Genomic DNA, 20,499 nt, shown 5'->3' with positions numbered 1-20,499 from the left:
CGCACGTCACCAGGACTCGCGGCTCCGGTCCGGCGCGACGCTGTACGCCGTGCCGGAGAGCAGGCCGGTGACCGTACCGCCGATGGCCAGGAACACTGCGGCACTGGCGAGCTTGGCGGCGAGGCCCAGGTCCGTCGTGAACGGCAGCAGGGCCAGCGCCACGGTCACCAGACCGGCGATCCAGGCGAAGAAGGCGCGCGGCCGGGCGACGGTCAGCAGCAACAGGTGCAGCAGCCCGGTGGCCACGACGGCGCCGGCCGCCGCCCACGCGGCCAGGTACCCCGTCGTGGCGTCCCCCCACGCGCCCGCCTCCCCCGGTGCGAACACCGCGATGCCGAGGACACCCCGCACGAACATCGTCGCCACCACCGCGACCAGGGCGGCGACCACCGCCGTCGCGGCCCCGGTCGCCCACAGCCGGCCGGCCGCGACGGTCCGCGGTCCGGTCGGCGTCCGGTAACCGGGCCCGCCGCGCGGGGTGTTGTAGGGAGTGTCGCCGTACGGAGCTGAGCCGGCCATGAGGAACCCCTCGGACGCGCCATAGAGTTGACTTGCCGTCACGTCCGAACCGGCTGCCCGCCGACGTGCCGTCAGGGTGGCAGCCGGTCCCGTCGCGCTGCTACCAGCATGCTCCGCTCCCGCCGCCGGCGCGACCGATGCGGTTCTCCGCCCGTACCGGACACGGGAATTGCCCGTCCGGCCACTCCCGGTGGGACGGACGGGAAGACAGCCGGTCGCGACAGCTGCTTCACTCGACTTTCGTGATCTTCCCGTGTGGAAGAGAGGCGAAGCTGGACTCCCGCGGTCCGTACCGGACCACCGAACCCGACATCCGAGAGAGAACACCTTGCTCATACGCCGAAGCGCCGGGCCACGCCGGCGCAGACGCCGGGCCGTCGGCGCCGCCGCGCTGACCACCGCCGTCCTGGCCCTCCTCGGGGCCGTGACCCCGGCCCAGGCGGTAACCGAAGGGCCCCTGAAGCAGTCGGCGGCGCCCGCCCCACCCGGCCACACGGAGCCCCTCTGCGGCCCGCCCAAGCCGCACGAGTTCACCTGCTTCGGCCTGCGCCGCACCGACGTGACGGCCCGTAAGGGCGTGCTCGGTGCCGCGGCCGATCCCCAGGGCTTCGGCCCCTCCGACCTGCGCGGTGCCTACGACCTGCCCGCCGACGGCGGCGCCGGCGCCACCATCGCCGTCGTCGACGCGTACGACAACCCGAACGCCGAGGCCGACCTCGCCGTCTACCGCGCCCAGTACGGGCTCCCGCCCTGCACCACCGCCAACGGCTGCTTCACCAGGACCGACCAGCGCGGCGGAAGCGACTACCCGGACCCGGACTCCGGCTGGGCCTCCGAGATCTCCCTCGACCTGGACATGATCTCCGCGGTGGCACCCAAGGCCCGCATCCTGCTGGTCGAGGCGGACACCGCCACGATCGACGACCTGGGAGCGGCCGTGGACCAGGCGGTCGCGCTCGGCGCGAAGTACGTCTCCAACTCCTACGGCTCCAACTACACGTTCTTCCCGGAGGACCCCGCGGAGTCGGCGGCCGACGTCCACTACGACCACCCGGGCGTCGCCGTCGTCGCCTCCTCCGGCGACTTCCGCTACGGCGTCTCGTACCCGGCCGCCTCCCCGAACGTCACCGCGGTCGGCGGCACCACGCTCACCAAGGACCCGGACGCCGCGCGCGGCTGGTCGGAGTCGGTGTGGGACCACGACGGCAACGGCACGGGCTCCGGCTGCTCCCTGTACGAGCCCAAGCCGGCGTTCCAGCGGGACACCGGCTGCCCGGGTCGTACCGTCGCCGACGTCTCCGCCGTGGCCGACCCCGCCACGGGCGTCGCCGTGTACGACAGCTACGGCGACACCGGCGGCTGGGGCGTGGCCGGCGGCACCAGCGCCTCGGCGCCGATCATCGCGGGCGTGTACGCGGACGCGGGCACCCCGGCGGCGGGCTCCCGGCCCGCCGTCTACCCGTACGCCACCGGCGGCCGGGGACTGCACGACGTGACCGCGGGCGCCAACGGGACGTGCGCACCGGCCTACCTGTGCACCGCCGGCCCGGGCTACGACGGCCCGACCGGCCTCGGCACCCCGGACGGCCTGACGGCCTTCACCATGGGCCCGCACGGCACGCTGGCCGGCACGGTCACGGACGCGGGCTCCGGCGCGGGCGTCGCGGCGGCCGAGGTCACGGCCGGCCCGTACAGCACGGCCACCGACGCCCACGGCCACTACACCCTGCCGCTGCCCGCCGGTGACCACGACGTCCGGGTGACGGCGTACGGATACGCCACCGGCACCCTGACGGACGTCCACCTCACCGACGGCGGCACCACGAGCGGCGATCTGGGCCTGCGCAAACTGGCCACCCACCGGGTCTCCGGCACCGTCACCGACGGCTCCGGGCACGGCTGGCCGCTGCACGCGAAGATCACCGTCGACGGGGTGCCGGGCGCCCCGGTGTGGTCCGACCCGGTCACCGGCGCCTACCGCCTCGACCTCCCCGAGGACCACGCGTACACGCTGCGTGTGGTCGGCGACGACAGCGACTACCGGTCCCTGGTACGCCAGGTGAACGTGGGCGGCGTCGACCAGACCCTGGCCCTGGCCCTGGCCGTGGACACGTGGGCCGAGGACGACCCGGCGTACACCGTGAAGGCGGACACCGTCGGCAGCGAGACGTTCGACGGCGGCTCCGGGCCGCCCGCCGGCTGGAGCGTGACCGGTACTCCGGGCTGGACGTTCGACGATCCCGGCGGCCGGGGCAACACCACCGGCGGCTCGGGCGGCTTCGCCGTCGCCGACGCCGACCACGCGGGGCGTTCCCTGGACACCTCCCTGATCAGTCCCGCGTACGACTTCGGCCGCACCGGAGACCCGGCGCTCAGCTTCGACACCGACTACGAGGGATCGGCGGAGCAGAAGGGCGAGGTGCAGGTCAGCGCCGATGACGGCCGCACGTGGACCACGGTGTGGCACCAGGACCAGCTGTGGACGAGCGGGCGGGTGGAGATCCCGCTGACCGACTACGCCGGCGAGGACGCGGTACGGGTGCGGTTCCACTTCACCGGTCCCGGCCTGTTCTGGACCGTGGACGACGTCACCATCACCGAGCGGGTGGCCACACCCGTGGCCGGCGGTGTGCTCACCGGCACGGTCACCGACGCCAACACCGGCAAGGGGCTGATCGGCGCCGTGGTCCGCACCGGCGGCGCGAGCGCGCCGACCGTGGCGGCCTCCGGCGACCCGCGCGCGGGCGACGGCCACTACCGGCTGTTCGTCCCCGGCGGCGGCCGGACCACCGCGACGGCGTCCAAGCCGTCCTACACCGGGGCCACGCGGACCGTCACCGTGCCCGCGGACCGGGTCACCGCGGCCTCGTTCGTCCTGAAGGCGGGGCGGCTGTCGGTCGGCACGGCCCGGATCGGCGCGAGCACCACGCAGGGGGGCCACGTCACCCGCAAGGTGACGGTGCGCAACACCGGGACCGCGCCGCTCACCGTCCGCGTCGGCGAGCGCACCGGCACCGCTCCGGGCTCCCCGGCACCGGGCACCGCCTGGCGCGCCCTGCCCGACCTGCCCGTCCCCGTGATGGACAACGCCGTCGGCACCTACCAGGGCAGGCTCTACTCAGCCCTCGGCTTCGACGGTCAGGAGCCCACCGCCGACCTGTACATCTACGACCCCGCCACCCGCGCCTGGAAGCAGGGTCCGTCCGCGCCCGAGCCCCGGCAGGCCACCGCGCACGGCTTCATCGGCAGCCGCCTGTACACGGTGGGCGGCTGGGGTCCGCAGGAGACCGTGAGCCGCACGACCCAGGTGTTCGACGCGGCCACCGGCCGCTGGTCGAAGGGCCCGGACATCCCCGAAGGGCACTACGGTGCGGCGAGCGCCGTGCTGGACGGGCGGCTCTATGTGGTCGGCGGCTGCACGAACACGGACTGCTCGGACGCGGTGTACGTCTACGACCCGGGCGCGCGCTCCTGGTCGCGTGCCGCCGACTACCCGCAGAGCATCAGCTGGGCCAACTGCGGGGTCGTCGACGGACGGCTGTACTGCGCGGGCGGCATCCACGACTACGTCGAGACCGGTGACGGCTACGTCTACGACCCCGCCTCCGACAGCTGGCAGCCCATCGCCGCCATGCCGACCGGCCTGGCGACCGGCACCTACGCGGCCGCCAACGGACAGTTGCTCGTCTCCGGCGGCTTCAAGCGCGTCGGCGTCAACCGCGTCCTGACCGCCGAGGGGTACGCGTACGACCCCGGCAGCGACGCCTGGACACCGCTCCCGGACGCTCCGAGCGCCGTGTACCGCGGCGGCGGCGCGCCCGGCCTGTACCGGGTCGGCGGAAGCGGCCAGGTCCGCTTCCCGGTCCCCGTGGCCACGGCCATCCTCCTGCCCGGCTACGACCGCACCGAGAGCGACGTGCCCTGGCTGACGGAGACCCCGCACCGCCTGGTACTCCGTCCAGGCGGCACGGCGACCCTCACGGTGACCCTCGACGCGCGCCGGCTGGACGGCACGGGCGACTGGACGGCATCCCTGGTCCTGGCCACCGACGGCCCGTACTGGGTGCCGGACATCCCCGTGCGCCTGCGGGTGGGGCACCGGACGGCCTCCCGGGGGCCGTCCGGCACATAGCGCGTCATTCCGGATGAGGGCCGGCGTCCGGGAGAACCGTTCTGTTCCGTGAGTGCACGGAACGCGCGGCCGTGGAACCGCCCGGACCGGCCCCCGCTCTTGCCGTACGCATGCGAGAGGCAAGCAGGACGGGGCGGCGCCAGCCGGCCCCGTCCCCGCCACCGGACCCGAGGAACACCCATGTCGAGCAAGGCGCGTGTGTACGGCGCGGTATGCGCGTTCATCGCCCTCTTCCTGGCGATGACGCACCCGGCTTCGGCCATCCAGGGAGGCACGGTCAGCAAGCACGGCCCGTGGGCGGTGCGCGTGTACATCGACGGCGAGCCGTCCTGCACGGGCGCCGTCGTGGCTCCCGAGTGGGTGATCACCGCCGGTCACTGCGTCCGCTACGACAACTGGGACGTCACGTTCCGCGTCGGCAGTCTCGACCAGCGGCACGGGAAGGTCGTGCACCGCGTCGAGAACGGCACGGTGTTCGCGCCCGGAGCCGACGTGGCCCTCGTGCGGGTGCCCCGGCTGACGGTCGAGCCCATCGAGCCGGGAACCGCCGCCGACGTGAAGGTGGGACGCGGCGTCCGGTCGTACGGCTGGGGGGCCACCTGCGCGCCGCCGAGGGACGAGGCCTCGTGCCAGTCGGACGTCCTCCGGCAGGCGCGGGTCAGGATCGTGTCGCACGCGGACCGGCGGTGTGACCTGCTCGTGGGCACCGGGGACTTCTGCGCGCAGCGCGGCACCGGCCTTCCGGCGGGCGGCGACTCGGGCGGCCCGGCGACGGCGTTCGACCGGGCGGGCCACGAGGTGCTCGTGGGCGTGCTGTCCGCGTCGGACAGGAGGGAGGTCGCGTCGTTCGGGGACGCCACGCGCCTGCGTCTGTGGATCAAGTGGGTCATCCGCACCGGAGGCCACTGAGACACAGTGTCCCGAAGCTGACAGGGACTGACATCATGGCCCGGCTGTTGGGATCATCAGTGATTACGTATTTTCGTGCGTTGTCAGCCGAAGCCAGATACGTTACTCACTGAAAGAGTAAGAAGATCCCATCCTTTTCACCGCTGGGCGGAGCATGAGGGTACGACGGGGGTACCAGGGCGGGCGACTGGGGCTGACGAGCCTCACGGTCGCGGCGAGCGGCCTGCTCGCCCTGCTGATCGGTGTCGCCTTCGCCGTCCTGCTCTGGGCGATCGACGACGCCAACGACTCGACCGCGGCGCGGCGGGCCTCCCGGACCGCCCTGGTCGAGGCGGGAACCATGGAGCAGCTCGTACTGGACCTGGAGACCGGCCAACGAGGCTTCGTGATCACCAAGCAGGAGCAGTTCCTCCAGCCGTGGAACGAGGCGCGCAAGGACCTCCCGAGCGAGACGCGGCGGTTCACCGAAAGCACCACCTCGGCCGGTCAGCAGCGTGCCGCCGCGCGCATCGCGCGCGATGTCCGGTCCTACCTGGACGACTATTCGGTCCCCCTGGTCGAGGCGGTACGGCGGGGTGACCCCGCCGCCTCCGGACTGGCGGAGACGGACGAGGGCAAGCGGCGGGTCGACGCGCTGCGGACCCGGTTCGACCGGTACATGGCCGACGAACGCGCACAGCTCGCGGCGCGCGAGGACGCCGCGGGGGCCAACGGGCACCGGGCGGTGGTCGCCGCGGGCCTGGGTCTCGCGGCGTCGACCGCCCTGGTGGCGGCCTTCACGGTGCTCCAGCACCGCGCCGTCGTCCGGCCGGTGCGCGGGGCGGCCGCCGCGGCGCAGCGGCTCGCGGACGGCGACCTCGCCACCCGGATCACGCCGAGCAAGGTCGCGGAGATCGGCGCGCTCGGCACCTCGTTCAACTCCATGGCGGCCTCGTTGCAGGACAGCCGCAGGCGCGTCATGCAGAGCGTCGAGGAGGTGCACCGCCGCACGGCCCGTGATCTGCACGACGGGGCGCAGCAGCGGCTCGTCAGCCTGATGATCGCTCTGCGGCTGGCGCGCGAGATGCTGCCCGACGAGCAGCCCCCCGTGACCGAGCTGCTGGAGGACTCGATCGCCAACGCCCAGACCGCGATCGACGAACTGAGGGAACTCGCCCGGGGCATCTACCCCCTCACGCTCACCGTGAAGGGGCTGTCCGGTGCGGTGGAGGACCTGGCGTCCCGGTGTCCGGTGCCCGTCGACGTCGAGAACAAGTGCGACCGGCGGTTCGCCTCCGCCGTCGAGTCCAACGCGTACTTCATCGTGGCCGAGGCCGTGACGAACGCGGTCAAACACGCTCGGGCGTCCCACATCGACATCTCTCTGGAGCTGACCGGTGACGTTCTGCGGATACGGGTCGCCGACGACGGTGTCGGCGGCGTGGCGGGGCCCGCGGCCGGCAGCGGTCTGACCGGACTGGCGGACCGTGTGGCCGCGTTCGACGGCACGCTGTCCATCGAGTCGCCCCCGGGTGAGGGCACGACGATCCTGGTGCGGATTCCCGTCACCGCCTGAGATCCCACGGCAGGCGTGGCCGGACGGCGGGCCGCGCTCGGGGGCCAAGCGCCCCGGCATGGACCTCGCCGGTCTCCGCCACGCCATGGAAGAGGTCCCGACGCGCGCCGTTCGGCGTCCGCTGCCGGGCCCCGGCCCGCGGGGTGGACGGCGCGTCGCCGATCGCGCCGACCGCTCTTCGTCTTCCTCGTTCGCGACCGACGCGGGGCGTGCGGTGAACGGTGAACGGCATGCCCTTCCGGCGGCGCCCCCACGGCCGCGGTCCCCTGTTCCGCCGCGGCGCGTGGCCCCGTCTCCGCTGCGTCCGGCCCGTTCCGCGCCCGTCCGGCCTTCGTCTCGGCCTCGTCCGCCCTGTGCCGCTCGTCCGGTGCTCGTCGTGTCTCCCCGCCCGGCCTTCGTCCCTGGCCCGTCCTGTCCTTTGTCCGGGTCCGCGTCTGCCCCCTACCGCCCCCGCGTCCGCCCCCTACCGCCCCGCCTCCCCCCGCCCGTCCCCGTCCGGGCCGGCCCCGCCGCCCGGGACGGGTGTCCGTCGGCGAGATGTGTTCCCGGTCACGAAGGCGTGAATACGACACGGCGTCAAGACGCCAGTCCGGTGGCATTGACCGGTCCATCCGGCCGGGTGATCTTCTGACCAGTGTGGGCTTCACCCCGACAACGATGTCGGCCCGTTCCCCGCCGGCCCGTTCCCCGATATCTCCCCGGAGTTTCCCTGTGCGGACACCCCCAGTGGCGCGACCCGCTCGCGGTCGCCCCAGACCCGGCCCCCGTGCCTCCCGCCCGCCCGTCCGGCCCTGGCGCCGTGCCGTCGGCGCCGTCGCGACGGTGCTGCTGAGCGCCCTCGCCGTCCAACTCCCCTCGTCCGGCGGGGCCGCCGCCGCCACGTCCGGCACGGCCAGGCCCACGACCGAAGCCCTGTGCGGCACTCCGAAGCCGGGCCGGTTCGGCTGCTTCGGCGTCCGCCGCACCGACGTCCCCACGGCGCGCCTCCAGGCCGGCGGCCAGACGACACCCGACGGATACGGTCCCGCCGACCTGCGTTCCGCCTACGACCTGCCCGCGGACGGCGGCGCCGGCGCGACGATCGCGATCGTGGACGCGTACGACAACCCCCGGGCCGAACAGGACCTCGCCACCTACCGGGCGCAGTACGGTCTGCCGGCCTGCACCACCGACAACGGGTGCTTCCGCAAGACGGACCAGCGTGGCGGCAGCGAGTACCCCGCGCCCGACGACGGCTGGGCCGGCGAGATATCCCTCGACCTGGACATGGTGTCCGCGGTGGCGCCGAAGGCCCACATCCTCCTCGTCGAGGCCGACAGCGCCCTCACGGACGACCTGGGCAGCGCCGTCAACACCGCGGTCGCGCTGGGCGCCCGCTACGTCTCCAACTCCTACGGCTCCTACTCCGAGGACGAGAGCGTCCAGGCCCTCGACAAGGCCTACTTCGACCACCCGGGCACAGCCGTGCTGTTCAGCTCGGGCGACAACGGCTACGGGGTGAGCTACCCGGCCTCGTCGCCGTACGTGACCTCGGTCGGCGGCACCTCGCTCACCCGGAGTCCGGGGACCGCCCGCGGCTGGTCCGAGAAGGTCTGGAACACCGTCACCACCTCCGCCTCGGGCGCACAGCACTGGGGCGCCACCGGCTCGGGCTGCTCCCAGGCCGAACCCAAGCCGGCCTTCCAGCCGGAGACGGGCTGCGCGGGCCGCTCGGTGGCCGACGTCAGCGCGGTCGCCGATCCCGCGACCGGGGTCGCCGTCTACAACAGCTTCTCCGACGCCGGGTGGAACGTCTACGGCGGCACCAGCGCCTCCGCGCCGATCATCGCCGGTGTCTACGCCCTGGCCGGCACCCCCGTCGAGGGCACCTACCCCGCCGCGTACCCGTACCAGACCCCCGGTGCGCTCCACGACGTCACCGACGGCGACAACGCCAGCTGCCCCGACGCGGGGCTGTGCGGATTCGGCACCACGCCCCGGTGCGACCCCACGCCCAGCTGCACCGCCGGTCCCGGCTACGACGGACCCACCGGACTGGGCACGCCCGACGGCCTCGCCGCGTTCCGGCCGGGCCCGCACGGCACCGTCTCCGGCAAGATCACCGACCGGGCGACCGGGAAGCCGGTGCCCGGAGCCGCCGTACGACTGGGTGACTACCACGCCTCGGCCGGCGACGACGGCACCTGGTCGCTCGTCGCCCCGGCGGGCACCTACCGGTTGACCGTGAGCGCCTTCGGCTACGCCGACAAGGACCTCGGCCAGGTCGAGGTCGCCGACGGGGCGCGGGTGAGCGCCGACGCCGCCCTGGCCGCCGTGCCCACCCAGACCGTCTCCGGCACCGTCCGCGACGGCGGCGGGCACGGCTGGGGCCTGTACGCCCGGCTGACCGTCGACGGCGTGCCCGGCACCGCCTTCACCGACCCGGCCACCGGCCACTACTCGATCCGGCTGCCGCGTGACGCCACGTACACCCTGAAGGCCACCGCCCTGTACCCCGGCTACCGGTCCGCCACCGCCACGGTCGCCCTCGGCGCCACGGCCCGGACCGCCGACCTCTCCCTTCCGCCGACCGGCACCGGCACCCTGCCGCCCGGCTACGCCGTCACCTACCACGGCGGCGGCCTCCAGCCCTTCGACAAGGCCACGACGCCCGAGGGCTGGAGCGTCGTCAACCACACCGACGCGGGCGGCTGGGAGTTCGGCGACCCCCTCAACCGCGGCAACCAGACCGGCGGCGAGGGCCGCTTCGCGGAGGTCGACGACTACGCCCTCGGCTGGGCGCCGGTCGACACCGAACTGGTCAGTCCCGCCTACGACTTCTCCGGGCTCACGCAGCCCCGGCTGGAGTTCGACACCGCGCTGCCGGGCACGTACCGCTTCAGTGACCCCACTGCCGACGTCGACGTGAGCACCGACGGCGGACGCACCTGGGACACCGTCTGGCACACGACCGACGTCGTGAACGGCCCCGCCCACGAGACCGTGGCGCTCACCGCCTACGCGGGCAAGCCGTCCGTGCGCGTCAGGTTCCACTACAGCGGTTCGCTGACCGGTTTCTGGCAGCTGGACAACGTGGCCCTCGGTACCCGCACGCTGGACACCGTGCCCGGGGGCCTGCTGACCGGACGGGTGACGGACGCCAACACCGGGACCGGCGTCCTCGGCGCCACCGTGGCCGCGGACGCCGTACCCGCCGACAGCGGGCGCAGCATCGCCTCGCCCGGCGACCCCGCCGTGGGCGACGGCCTGTACTGGGCCTTCTCCTCCCGCACCGGCCGGCAGCGGTTCACCGCGGACCTCGCCGGATTCGGCTACCCGGCCGTCACCTCGACGGTGAAGGTCGAGGCCGGCACCGTCACCACGGCCGACTTCCGTCTGCACCCCTCCCAGCTGGAGGTGAAACCGTCCGCCGTCGGTGTCACCGTGCCCTGGGGCGGCCGGAAGACCGTCACCGTGAAGCTGCGGAACACCGGAGGCGCGCCCGCCACCCTCTCCGTCGGGGAACAGAACGTCGCGGGGAGCGCGCCCGCCTCGCCGGCCGGGGCGCCCCGCAAGCGCTCCGCCACCGGGGCCGGCCCGCTGGACATCCCGCGGGCCGCCAGGGGAACGGCCGCCGGCCTGCCCACCGACCAGGCGTGGAAGCCGGTCACGGACCTTCCCCAGGCCACGAGCGGAGGCGTCGCGGCCACCCACGACGGCATCCTGTACGCGGGCCTCGGCCAGACCCCCGACGGCTGGCTGACCAACTCCCTGCGCTCCTACGACCCGGACACGGCCACCTGGAAGGACCTCGCTCCCGCGGTGACCAAGCGGTTCGGGGCGGCGGCCGGGTTCATCCGGGGCAAGCTGTACGTGACGGGCGGCAAGGACTCCGCGGGGCAGCCCATCGCGGGCGGTGAGGTCTACGACCCGGCGACCGACACCTGGTCGGCGATCGCCGACGCGCCCGTCGCCTACGGCAGCCCCGGCGCGGCGGTCGTCGGAGACAAGCTCTACGTGATCGGAGGCTGCGCGCAGTTCTCCTGCGGCAGCGGCGACGTCCAGGTCTACGACCCGGCGACCGACTCGTGGTCGCGCGGCCCCGCCTACCCGACGCCGACGTCCTGGACGACGTGCGGCACCGCCGACGGAACCCTGTACTGCGCGGGTGGCGTCTACCAGGCCGACGGCGGCTTCCCGCGGGCGACCGCCGTCGGCTACGCCCTCGACCCCGCCAAGGGCCGCTGGACGCCGATCGCCGACCCGCCTGCCGACGTCTGGGGCGCCGCGGGCGCCGCGGCGGGCGGCCGGCTGCTCATGGGCGGCGGCGTGCTGGTCTCGGCGGGCGCCATGACCAACGAGGCGTACGCCTACGACCCGTCCGCCGACACCTGGACCGCGCTGCCGAACCTCCCGCAGCCGCTGTATGCGGCGGCCTCCGCACCGGGGTGGTACGTCCTGGGCGGGCAGTCCTCGGACCGGGTGACCCAGACCGCCGCGCAGGTGCTGCCCGGCTGGGAGGGGCCGCACGGGGACGTCCCGTGGCTGAGCGAGAAGGCCGCCGCGCGGACCGTCGCACCGGGGCGGACGGTACGTCTGACCGTCACCGCCGACGCCACGGCGATGGGACCCGCCGACGCGGGCGTCCACCAGGCGCGCCTGGTCGTCGACTCCGACGGCCCGTACGGGTCCGTCACCGTCCCGGTCACCCTGACCGTGGTGCCGCCGCACGGCGCGCTCCGGCTCACCGGCACCGTGACCGCCGCCCGGCCGGGTGGCACGAAGGGACCGCTGGCCGGAGCCACGGTCCGCGTCACGGCCGGCGACGGTGTGCACACCTTGCGCACCGCGCTCGACGGCCGCTACGAGGTGTGGCTGCCGGACGCCGGCCGCGCGGTCGGTCTCACCGTGAGCGCGGAGGGCCACCGGACGGTGCGGCAGACCGTCCGGCCGCACGGCGCCGCCGGGTTCACGGCCGACGTCACGCTCGCCCGGCGGTAGCCGGTCCGGGCCGTGGGGCGGGCCGTACACCGGCCCGCCCCAAGGAGCACCGGCGCGGCTCAGGCACCGAGGGGGTCGTCCGGCGTCCACCAGCCGCGCCGCGCCGCGAGCACACCCGCCTGGAACCTGCTGGCCGCGCCCAGCCGCGCCAGCAGGGCCTGGACCCGGCGCTGCACCGTGCGGTGTCCGATGCCCAGGTGACGGGCGATGGCCTCGTCCGGCAACCCGAGGCCCAGCAGCGACACGATGCGCCGCTCCTCCTCGCTGAGGAAGGCGTCCGGGCCGTCCCGTTCCGGGGGGCCCGGCACGAAGGGCTGCGCCTGCTGCCACAGGGTTTCGAAGAGCACGCTCAGCGCGTCGAGCAGGGAGGAGGGGTGCACCAGGACGCAGGTGTCCAGCACCTCGGGCGTCGACACCAGGGGGATCAGCCCCGCCTGGTCGTCGGCGAGCAGCAGCTTCATCGGCGCCCGGGGTACGACGCGGACCTCCTCGCCGCCGGCGACGTCCCGTTCGACGCGGCGTACCACTCCGGGCAGCAGCAGCGAGTCCCGGCCGTGGATGAACCGGCTGCGGACCTGCCTGCCGGTGATGTTGACGACCGAGTTGACCCGGCTGCCGTCCCCGGCTTCCGCGTAGGGCGGCGCGTCGATGCCCCGGATCTCCCGCTCGGCGCGCCGGAACAACTGCTCCCCACAACGCGCCACGCCCTCCGCGCCGGAGATCACCTCGATGAGCGAGGCCGACCCGTGGCCGCCCCTGGCCCGTTGGTGCCGCTCGCCGAGCCGCTGCGCGAGGGCCCGTACCCGCCGGATGTCCCGTTCGCGGGCCAGCAGCAGCACCTCCACCGCGTGCTCCGGCGGAAGCGCCGTGTACCGGGCGGGACGGCCCGGCACCCGGGCGACGAGACCGCCGTCCTCCAGCCGCACCAGGGCGTTCTCCAGGTCGAAGCCTTCCATGCGGGTCCGCTCCGCCAGTTCGGCCACGGTGAGCGACCGGCTGTCGACCAGCGCCAGGTAGGCGGCCTCGGCGCGCTCGTCCAGACCGAGGACCTCCAGCACCGCACACCCCCAACTCCCGAGGGAGAAGTCCCCTTTCCGGTCGTCGCGGCCGGGACTTCCCCCAGGAGCAGAAGCGTAACGGGTCGGGCGCGTACGCACCGGACCGGCTCCTGAGCGCTCAACCGCCCCTGCCGGGACGCGGGTCAGCCGATGTAGAGCACCGATCCGACGCACCAGGCCGTCCGGGAGTCACCGGGGTGCTGCACCGCCCAGCTCAGCGCGGCGACCGCGCAGGCCGAGGAGGTTCCGTAGTCCTTGGAGATCACCTCTCCGCCCGTGCCGGCCGAGGCCGTTCCCGCGCCCGCGCACAGGAGGACGGCGGCCGTGGCCACCGCGGCCGGGAACAGTTTCATCTTGCGCATGTCATGGCTCCAGAGGAAGTGTGGTGGATGGGGTGGAGGGAGCATGCCTGCCAGACCGTCGGCCCATGCCGTATGCGGGCGGAAAGGGACCGGCGGGAAGAGGGGTGTGCCCTTGCGGACCCCCGGGACCCGGCCGGCCGGTCAGGCCCGCCGCCCCGGGGAGTGTTCGCTGCGGTAGGCGCGCACGCCGGCGCGCAGCCGGCCGAGGGCGTCCTCCAGCCGTACGGGCTGGCAGGCCACGTTCACGCGGACGAACCGGGAGCCGTTGCCGCGGAACTCAGCGCCCGCCGACAGGTGCAGCCCGGTCCGGTCCCTCAGGAACGCGCACAGGTGCTCCGTGTCGGCGGTCAGCGCCGCGCAGTCGATCCACATCAGGTAGGTGGCGTCGGACGCCACCACCCGCAGCTCGGGAACCTCGTCCGCGAGGAACCGTGTGGCCCGGCGCCTGTTCGCCGTCACCACCGCGCGCAGTCCGTCCAGCCACCGCTCACCGTGTGCGTACGCCGCGAGCGTCGCGTCGGCGGCGAACACGTTCGGGTAGCCGATCCAGTCGGCGTGCAGTCCGCGGGCCACGGCGGCCCGGAGCGCCGGATCGGGCACGAGGAGCGCGCCGGTCTGGAGGCCGGCGAGGTTGAACGTCTTCGTCGGGGACACGCAGGTGACGCTGGTACGGGCGCACAGCGGCGAGACGGAGGCGAACGGGGTGTAGGCGTGACCGGGCGTGGTCAGGTCGCCGTGGATCTCGTCACTGACGACGAGGACGTCGTGCCGGGCGCACAGCTCGCCGATCCGTTCCAGGACCGGCGCGTCCCACAGGTTCCCGGTGGGGTTGTGCGGGTTGCAGAACAGCAGCACGCGGGTGCGGGAAGCGGCCAGCTTGCGTTCGAGGTCCGCGAAGTCGATCCGGTACCCCGTGCCGTCGTAGCGCAGGTCGCTGGGCAGGACCCGCCTGCCGTTGCCGGTGATCAGCTCGAAGAACACGTGGTAGACCGGGGGCAGCACCACCACCTGGTCACCCGGGGCGGTCATCCGGCGCAGCAGGGAGGAGACCGCCGGGAGCACACCGGCGCAGTACACCACCCAGTCCGCAGCGACGGCGAAGCCGTGTCTGCGGGCCCACCACGCGCTCAGGGCGTGCGCGTACTCCTCGTCGAGCTGGGTGTAGCCGAACAGCCCGCTGTCCGCGCGGGCGCGTATCGCGTCCACTATCTCCGGTGCCGCCGGGAAATCCATGTCGGCGAGCCACATCGGCAGCTCGCCCGGAGGACCGCTCCACTTCAGGGAGTGCGAGGTGCTCCGGTCGACGGGGCGCGTGAAGTCGTACGCCGGCCGCGTCATGACACGGAGAACGCGGAGCAGCAGGGCTCACGGCGCAGCTGCCGGCTGACGTGGAGCCAGTCGGCGCGCTCCGGGCCGGCCGGTGCCGGCGGGCCGGGCGGGAACGCGTTCACCAGGTCCTCGCGGCGGTGCACCATGCCGTCCCGCATGACCCAGGAGGTGCGGACGAGGTCGTCGATGTCGTGGAACGGGTCGCCGTCGATCACCGTGAGGTCGGCGAGCTTCCCCGGCTCCAGGGTGCCCAGGTCGTCCCCGGCCCCGAAGAGCCGGGCCGGGACGACCGTCGCCGTGCGCAGCGCCTGCGCGACGGACAGGCCGCCGAAGCGGTGCAGGGCCCGCAGGGCGACGTGGAGGTGGAGGCCGATGGGCATCAGCGGCGCGTCCGTCCCCAGGGCGAGGACACCGCCGTCGCCGAGGATCCGCCGGTAGACGGCCGTCTCCCGCTCCAGGGCGCTGGTGGCCGCGGCGCTGGGCGGCGTCTGCGCCAGGCTCCGCACGAGCGCGGCGTCCCACGGTGCGGCGAGCCGGGTGACGCGGGTGTCGTCGGCGAGCGAGGGATCGGCGCCGAGCTGGGCGAGCGCGGTGAACGGGGTGGCGATGAGCGCGAAGTCGCCGCCCCGGTACGTCTCGTGGACGTCCTGGTAGGAGTGGCCGGTGGGGGTGAGCGCGTGCCCGTACTCGGTGCGCTGGGTGGCCTGCAGATGGGTGGTGAGGTCCTGGCCGACGGCGGCTCCGGGGGACAGGAAGTGGCTGCCGCTGAGGACGCCGAGGTCCCTGTGGGCCGTGCGGACGGCCTCCCGCATGACCTGGGCGGACGCGCGGACGTAGGTCTTGACGAAGTCGACGTCGAGTGCCACCGCCCGGCGCAGGGTCCGCTCCAGACCCTCCCGGGTACGGTGCGCGCGGGCCATGCTGTAGGCGACCCGGCTTCCGTCGATCAGCTCACCGGTGGCGAACAGACGCGGTGCGGCCATCCGGCCCGCCGCCACCGACTCCCGGACGCGGACGGCCTCGTGGGCGAAACCGCCGAGGGAGACGTTGGTGGTGATGCCGTAGGCGAGCATGAGGCTGCCCTGGCGGCTGCCGTAGGTGTACTGCCACGGGTGGGTGTGGGAGTCCCACAGTCCGGGGACGACGGTGGAGGCGGAGGCGTCGATGACCCGTTCACCGGCCCGGGCCCGTGCCCGGTGGGGTTCGACGGCGGTGATGCGGTGACCGCGGATGACCAGGTCCACGTCGTCCCGGGGCGACTCGCCCGTCCCGTCCCACAGCCGCCCCGCGTGCACCCGGACGGTGTCCGACCGGGACGGCAGCCGCCGCCGGTAGGCGAGCGGCACCGGGACGTCACGCCGGCCGGAACCGTCGCGGGCCACGAGCCTGAGCCGCCCGCTCGCCTCGTACAGCAGAGTGCGGGAGTCCCCCGACCAGGAGGGGTGGTCGGCGGCCTCGTCGGTCAGGCGGTGCGGGTCACCGGCGGGGGAGCCGTCCGGGCGGACCGGCAGCACCCACAGCGCGGACTCCATCACGAACGCCATGGCCGTGCCGTCCGGCGACCACACCGGGCCGCTGTTGCCGCGGTCGGACAGCGAGGCGTGCGGGGCCGGGAGGTAGGTGTTCGACTGCCCGGTCGCGGTGTCCACGACACGGATGACGTTGTAGCCCTCGCGGAAGCGCTTGTTGAGCCGGTTGCGGTCGCTGAACGCGAGGTACCGGCCGTCGGGCGACCAACTGGGCCGTCCCGGCAGCCCGTTGGCGCCCAGCGGAGCGGCGAGGGTCCGCTCCGCGCCGCTGGCGAGGTCACGGACGAGCAGATTGCCGGTGGAGTCCTGGCAGGCGAGCCTGGTGCCGTCGGGGGAAAGCGCCGGATTGAGCCGGCCCCCCGTCGCGAGCACCTCCTCCCGGCCGCCGTCGAGCCGGAACCGGCGCACGCCGATCAGCCCGTCGCCGTCCGGCCCGCTCTCCCGGCAGTACAGGACGCTCCGCCCGTCCGGAGCCCAGGACGGCATCTGCACGTAGACGGACGGCGGCGCCTGCACCAGTCTGCGCGGCCGGCCACCGCCCACCGGCACCACCCACAGCGCGCCCAGCGCGACGAACGCCACGGACACGCCGTCGGGGGAGAGGACCGGCAGGTGCACACCCCGGACCGGGCGCCGGGCCACCGAGTCGAAGTCGAACCGCTTGCGGGACCCGGCCGGCCGGGGCACCGGCAGTTCCGCCACGAAGGGAACCGTCTGCGCGCCGCCGCGCGCCGCCCCGGGCCGCCGCGCCCTGACCTGCCCGTCCGCGACGTAGAACAGCTCGCCGTCCGCCGTCCAGGAGGGCGGCAGCGGGGAGACGTCCTCGCCGTCCGTCACCGGCTCGCCGTCCACCAGCAGCGTGGAACGCGCCGAGTTGGTGCCCTGCGCGGCATCGTCCACGCGCACACAGGCCACCCGGCCGTCCGCGCAGACCGCGGGACCCACGAGCGTCCCCGCGGTGACCGTGCGCAGCACCGTGACGCTCCCGCCCCCGGCGGGAACGGAGGCCAGCGTGCGTCCCCCGTCGGCGCCGGCCCGGACGAAGACCACCGTGCCGCCGTCGGGGTGCCAGGCCGGGTCGTAGTCCTCCACCCCGGCGTCACGGGTGAGCCGCGTCAGCTCACCGGAGCGCACGTCCACCGTCCAGATGGAGTACGAGCTGCCGCGTACGGCGTCCCCGCCCCGCTCGGACGCGAACGCGATCCGGCTGCCGTCGGGCGACCAGCTGACGCCCCGGTCGTCCCACGGCCCGGACGTCAGCCGGCGCGCACCGGAGCCGTCCGGCGCCATCGTCCACACGTGGAACCCGCCGCCCTGATAGGCACAGACGGCGATCCGTGAACCGTCCGGCGACCACGTCACCCGGGCCGGTTCCAGCTCGGCCGCGGTCAGCGCCGTCGCCGTGCCGCCCGCCCGGGGCAGCGACCACAGCACGCCCTGCACCTCGACGATCAGACGCTCACCGTCCGGCGAGACGGCGACGGAGGCGTTGGTGCCACCGGTGAACCGGAGAGTCCTGCCGGGCGCGGCCCCCGCGGCCGTGCGGCCGGCGGCGGGGGCCGCGCCGGCCCGGTCCGGTAACGCCACGGCGGCGGCCCCCAGGCCCGCCTTGAGAACGCCCCGACGGGACACTGCCGAATCCTGTGCGCTGTGCTGGTCCATGGGTGCCCCGGAGGAGGAGTGACGGCTGCGGACATCCGCATCATGGCAACGCCGTGCGTGCCGGTGCCGCCACACGCGGTCCGGAGTGTCAGGCGGGCAACACCCTTTCCCTCCTGTACAGCGGGCCGGGAAGCGGGGCCGTGCTCACTCCTCTTCCGTCGGCTCCAGGCGGATCAGCACGCCCTTCGAGGTCGGCGTGTTGCTGATGTCGGCCACGCTGTCCAGCGGTACCAGCACGTTGGTCTCCGGGTAGTAGGCCGCCGCCGAACCGCGCGCCGCCGGGTAGGCCACCAGCCGGAAGCCGGGTGCCCGGCGCTCGGTGCCGTCGTGCCACACGCTCACCAGGTCCACCCGGTCGCCGTCGGCGAACCCCAGCTCCGCCAGGTCCGCCGGGTTCACGAGGACCACGCGCCGGCCGCCGTGGATGCCCCGGTAGCGGTCGTTCAGCGCGTACGGGATCGTGTTCCACTGGTCGTGCGAACGCAGCGTCTGGAGGATGAGGTGCCCCTTCGGTGCCTGGAGCCACTCGACGGTGTTGCGGGTGAAGACCGCCTTGCCCTGCGGTGTGGGGAAGACGTTGTCGTTCACCGGGTTCGGCAGGCGGAAGCCGCCGGGCCGGGCCACACGGGCGTTGAAGTCCTCGAATCCGGGTACGACCCGCGCGATCCGGTCCCGGATCGCGCCGTAGTCCGCCTCGAACTCCTCCCACGGGACCGCCACCCGGTCGCCGAGCGTGCGCCGGGCCAGCCGCGCGATGACCGCGACCTCGCTGAGCAGGTACGGCGAGGCCGGCGGCAGCTTGCCCCGGGAGGCGTGCACCTGGCTCATCGAGTCCTCGACCGTGACGAACTGCTCGCCGCCGCCGCGTACATCGCGCTCCGTCCGGCCCAGGACCGGCAGGATCAGTGCCGTGCGTCCGCACACCGTGTGGGAGCGGTTGAGCTTCGTGGAGATCTGCACGGTCAGCCGGCACCGTCGCAGCGCGGCCTCGGTCACCTCGCTGTCCGGCGTCGCCCGGACGAAGTTGCCGGCGACGCCGACGAACACCGTGGCCCGGCCGTCGCGCATGGCGCGGATGGAGTCCACCGTGTCCCAGCCGTGCCGCGACGGCGGCGTGAAGCCGAACTCGCGCTCCAGCGCGTCCAGGAACGACTGCGGCATCCGCTCCCAGATGCCCATGGTGCGGTCGCCCTGCACGTTGCTGTGGCCGCGCACCGGGCACACACCCGCTCCCGGCCTGCCGAGGTTGCCGCGCAGCAGCAGGAAGTTGACGACCTCCCGGATGGTGGGGACGCCGTGCTTGTGCTGGGTCAGCCCCATCGCCCAGCAGACGATGACACTCCTGCTGGCCAGCACCAGCCGGTGCACCTGCTCGATCTCCTCCCGGGTCAGCCCTGTGGCCGCGCGTACGTCCGCCCAGTCGAGGGCGCGCACATGCGCGGCGAAGGCGTCGAACCCGGTGGTGTGGGCGTCGATGTAGGAACGGTCGATGACCTGCCCAGGGTGCTCGTCCTCCGCCTGGAGCAGCAGCAGGTTCAGCGCCTGGAACAGGGCGAGGTCCCCGCCGGGACGGATGTGCAGGAACCGGTCGGCCAGCTCGGTCCCCCGTCCGATGACGCCGCGTGGCCGCTGCGGGTTCCTGAAGCGCATCAGGCCGGCCTCGGGCAGCGGGTTCACGGCGACGATCCGGCCGCCGTTGCGCTTCGTCTCCTCCAGCGCGGACAGCATCCGGGGATGGTTGGTGCCCGGGTTCTGGCCCACGACGATGACCAGGTCGGCCTGGTGGATGTCCGCCAGCGAGACGCTGCCCTTACCGATTCCGAGCGTCTCCGTCAGGGCGCTGCCGCTCGACTCGTGGCACATGTTGCTGCAGTCGGGCAGGTTGTTCGTGCCGAAGGCGCGGGCGAAGAGCTGGAGCAGGAACGCCGCCTCGTTGCTCACCCGGCCGGAGGTGTAGAACAGGGCCCCGTCGGGCGAGTCCAGGGCGTTCAGCTCGTCGGCCAGCAAGCCGATCGCCTCCTCCCAGCCGATCGGTTCGTAGTGGTCCGAACCGGGCCGCTTGACCATCGGTTCGGTGAGCCGCCCCTGCTGGTTGAGCCAGTGGTCGGACTTGCCGTCCAGCTCGGAGACGGAGTACCGGGCGAAGAAGTCGGCGGTGACGCGGCGGGTGGTGGCCTCGTCGTTGATGTGCCTCGCGCCGTTCTCGCAGTACTCCTGGAAGTGCCGGTGCTTGTCGGGCTCCGGCCAGGCACAGCCCGGGCAGTCGATGCCGCGGGTCTGGTTGATGTTGAGCAGGGTCAGCGCGGTGCGCCGGGGCGAGGTCTGCTGGAGGGAGTAGCGCAGCGCGTTGGCGACCGCGGGGACGCCCACCGCCCAGGTCTTGGGCGGTGTGACCGTCAGCTCTTCCTCGGTCCCGTCGTCAGGAGTGCCCATCGGTGGCCGGCCTTTCTCTGTGGGGCGCGGG

Annotated in this window: 10 protein-coding genes; 4 read left to right on the top strand and 6 right to left on the bottom strand. The window is 73.9% G+C overall.

Annotated features, from left to right (window positions below):
- Positions 1–6: 6 nt before the first annotated feature.
- Positions 7–519 carry a DUF6069 family protein gene (locus ACH4LD_RS35870; RefSeq protein ID WP_398057337.1) on the bottom strand — a complete coding sequence of 171 codons (513 nt, stop codon included), beginning with the start codon at positions 517–519 and terminating at the stop codon, positions 7–9.
- A 328-nt stretch (positions 520–847) separates the two neighbouring features.
- Between ACH4LD_RS35870 and ACH4LD_RS35865 the strand changes: the two genes are divergently transcribed.
- The 4 genes from ACH4LD_RS35865 (at position 848) to ACH4LD_RS35850 (ending at position 12,095) form a co-directional block, all read left to right on the top strand.
- Positions 848–4,651: a carboxypeptidase regulatory-like domain-containing protein gene (locus ACH4LD_RS35865; RefSeq protein ID WP_398057338.1), complete on the top strand. Its 3,804-nt coding sequence runs from the start codon at positions 848–850 to the stop codon at positions 4,649–4,651.
- 180 nt (positions 4,652–4,831) lie between these two features.
- The gene (locus tag ACH4LD_RS35860; protein WP_398057339.1) at positions 4,832–5,560 is read left to right on the top strand and encodes a S1 family peptidase; all 729 of its coding nucleotides are present in this window, start codon (positions 4,832–4,834) and stop codon (positions 5,558–5,560) included.
- 154 nt (positions 5,561–5,714) lie between these two features.
- Positions 5,715–7,115, top strand: a complete 1,401-nt coding sequence (locus ACH4LD_RS35855) for a CHASE3 domain-containing protein (protein WP_398057340.1) — start codon at positions 5,715–5,717, stop codon at positions 7,113–7,115.
- An 822-nt stretch (positions 7,116–7,937) separates the two neighbouring features.
- Entirely contained in the window at positions 7,938–12,095 is a 4,158-nt protein-coding gene (locus tag ACH4LD_RS35850) for a carboxypeptidase regulatory-like domain-containing protein (RefSeq protein WP_398057341.1), read from the top strand.
- A 59-nt stretch (positions 12,096–12,154) separates the two neighbouring features.
- Here ACH4LD_RS35850 and ACH4LD_RS35845 read toward each other — a convergent pair whose 3' ends face one another.
- The 5 genes from ACH4LD_RS35845 to ACH4LD_RS35825 all read right to left on the bottom strand — a co-directional run bounded on the left by ACH4LD_RS35845 (position 12,155) and on the right by ACH4LD_RS35825 (position 20,468).
- The gene (locus ACH4LD_RS35845) at positions 12,155–13,153 is read right to left on the bottom strand and encodes a helix-turn-helix domain-containing protein (RefSeq protein WP_398057342.1); all 999 of its coding nucleotides are present in this window, start codon (positions 13,151–13,153) and stop codon (positions 12,155–12,157) included.
- Between the two features lie 143 nt (positions 13,154–13,296).
- Positions 13,297–13,515 carry a hypothetical protein gene (locus ACH4LD_RS35840; protein WP_398057343.1) on the bottom strand — a complete coding sequence of 73 codons (219 nt, stop codon included), beginning with the start codon at positions 13,513–13,515 and terminating at the stop codon, positions 13,297–13,299.
- A gap of 141 nt (positions 13,516–13,656) precedes the next feature.
- Complete coding sequence (locus tag ACH4LD_RS35835) at positions 13,657–14,853, bottom strand: MalY/PatB family protein (RefSeq protein WP_398057344.1); 1,197 nt, start codon at positions 14,851–14,853, stop codon at positions 13,657–13,659.
- Positions 14,850–18,035, bottom strand: coding sequence for an amidohydrolase family protein (locus ACH4LD_RS35830; protein ID WP_398057345.1), 3,186 nt, complete (start codon positions 18,033–18,035; stop codon positions 14,850–14,852). The genes ACH4LD_RS35835 and ACH4LD_RS35830 overlap by 4 nt, the downstream gene beginning before the upstream one ends.
- Before the next feature lie 144 nt (positions 18,036–18,179).
- The gene (locus tag ACH4LD_RS35825; protein WP_398057346.1) at positions 18,180–20,468 is read right to left on the bottom strand and encodes an FdhF/YdeP family oxidoreductase; all 2,289 of its coding nucleotides are present in this window, start codon (positions 20,466–20,468) and stop codon (positions 18,180–18,182) included.
- Positions 20,469–20,499 lie beyond the last annotated feature (31 nt).

The organism is Streptomyces sp. NPDC017676 (assembly GCF_044329325.1).
Lineage (GTDB): Bacteria > Actinomycetota > Actinomycetes > Streptomycetales > Streptomycetaceae > Streptomyces.
This window is presented reverse-complemented; position numbering and strand designations above follow the sequence as displayed.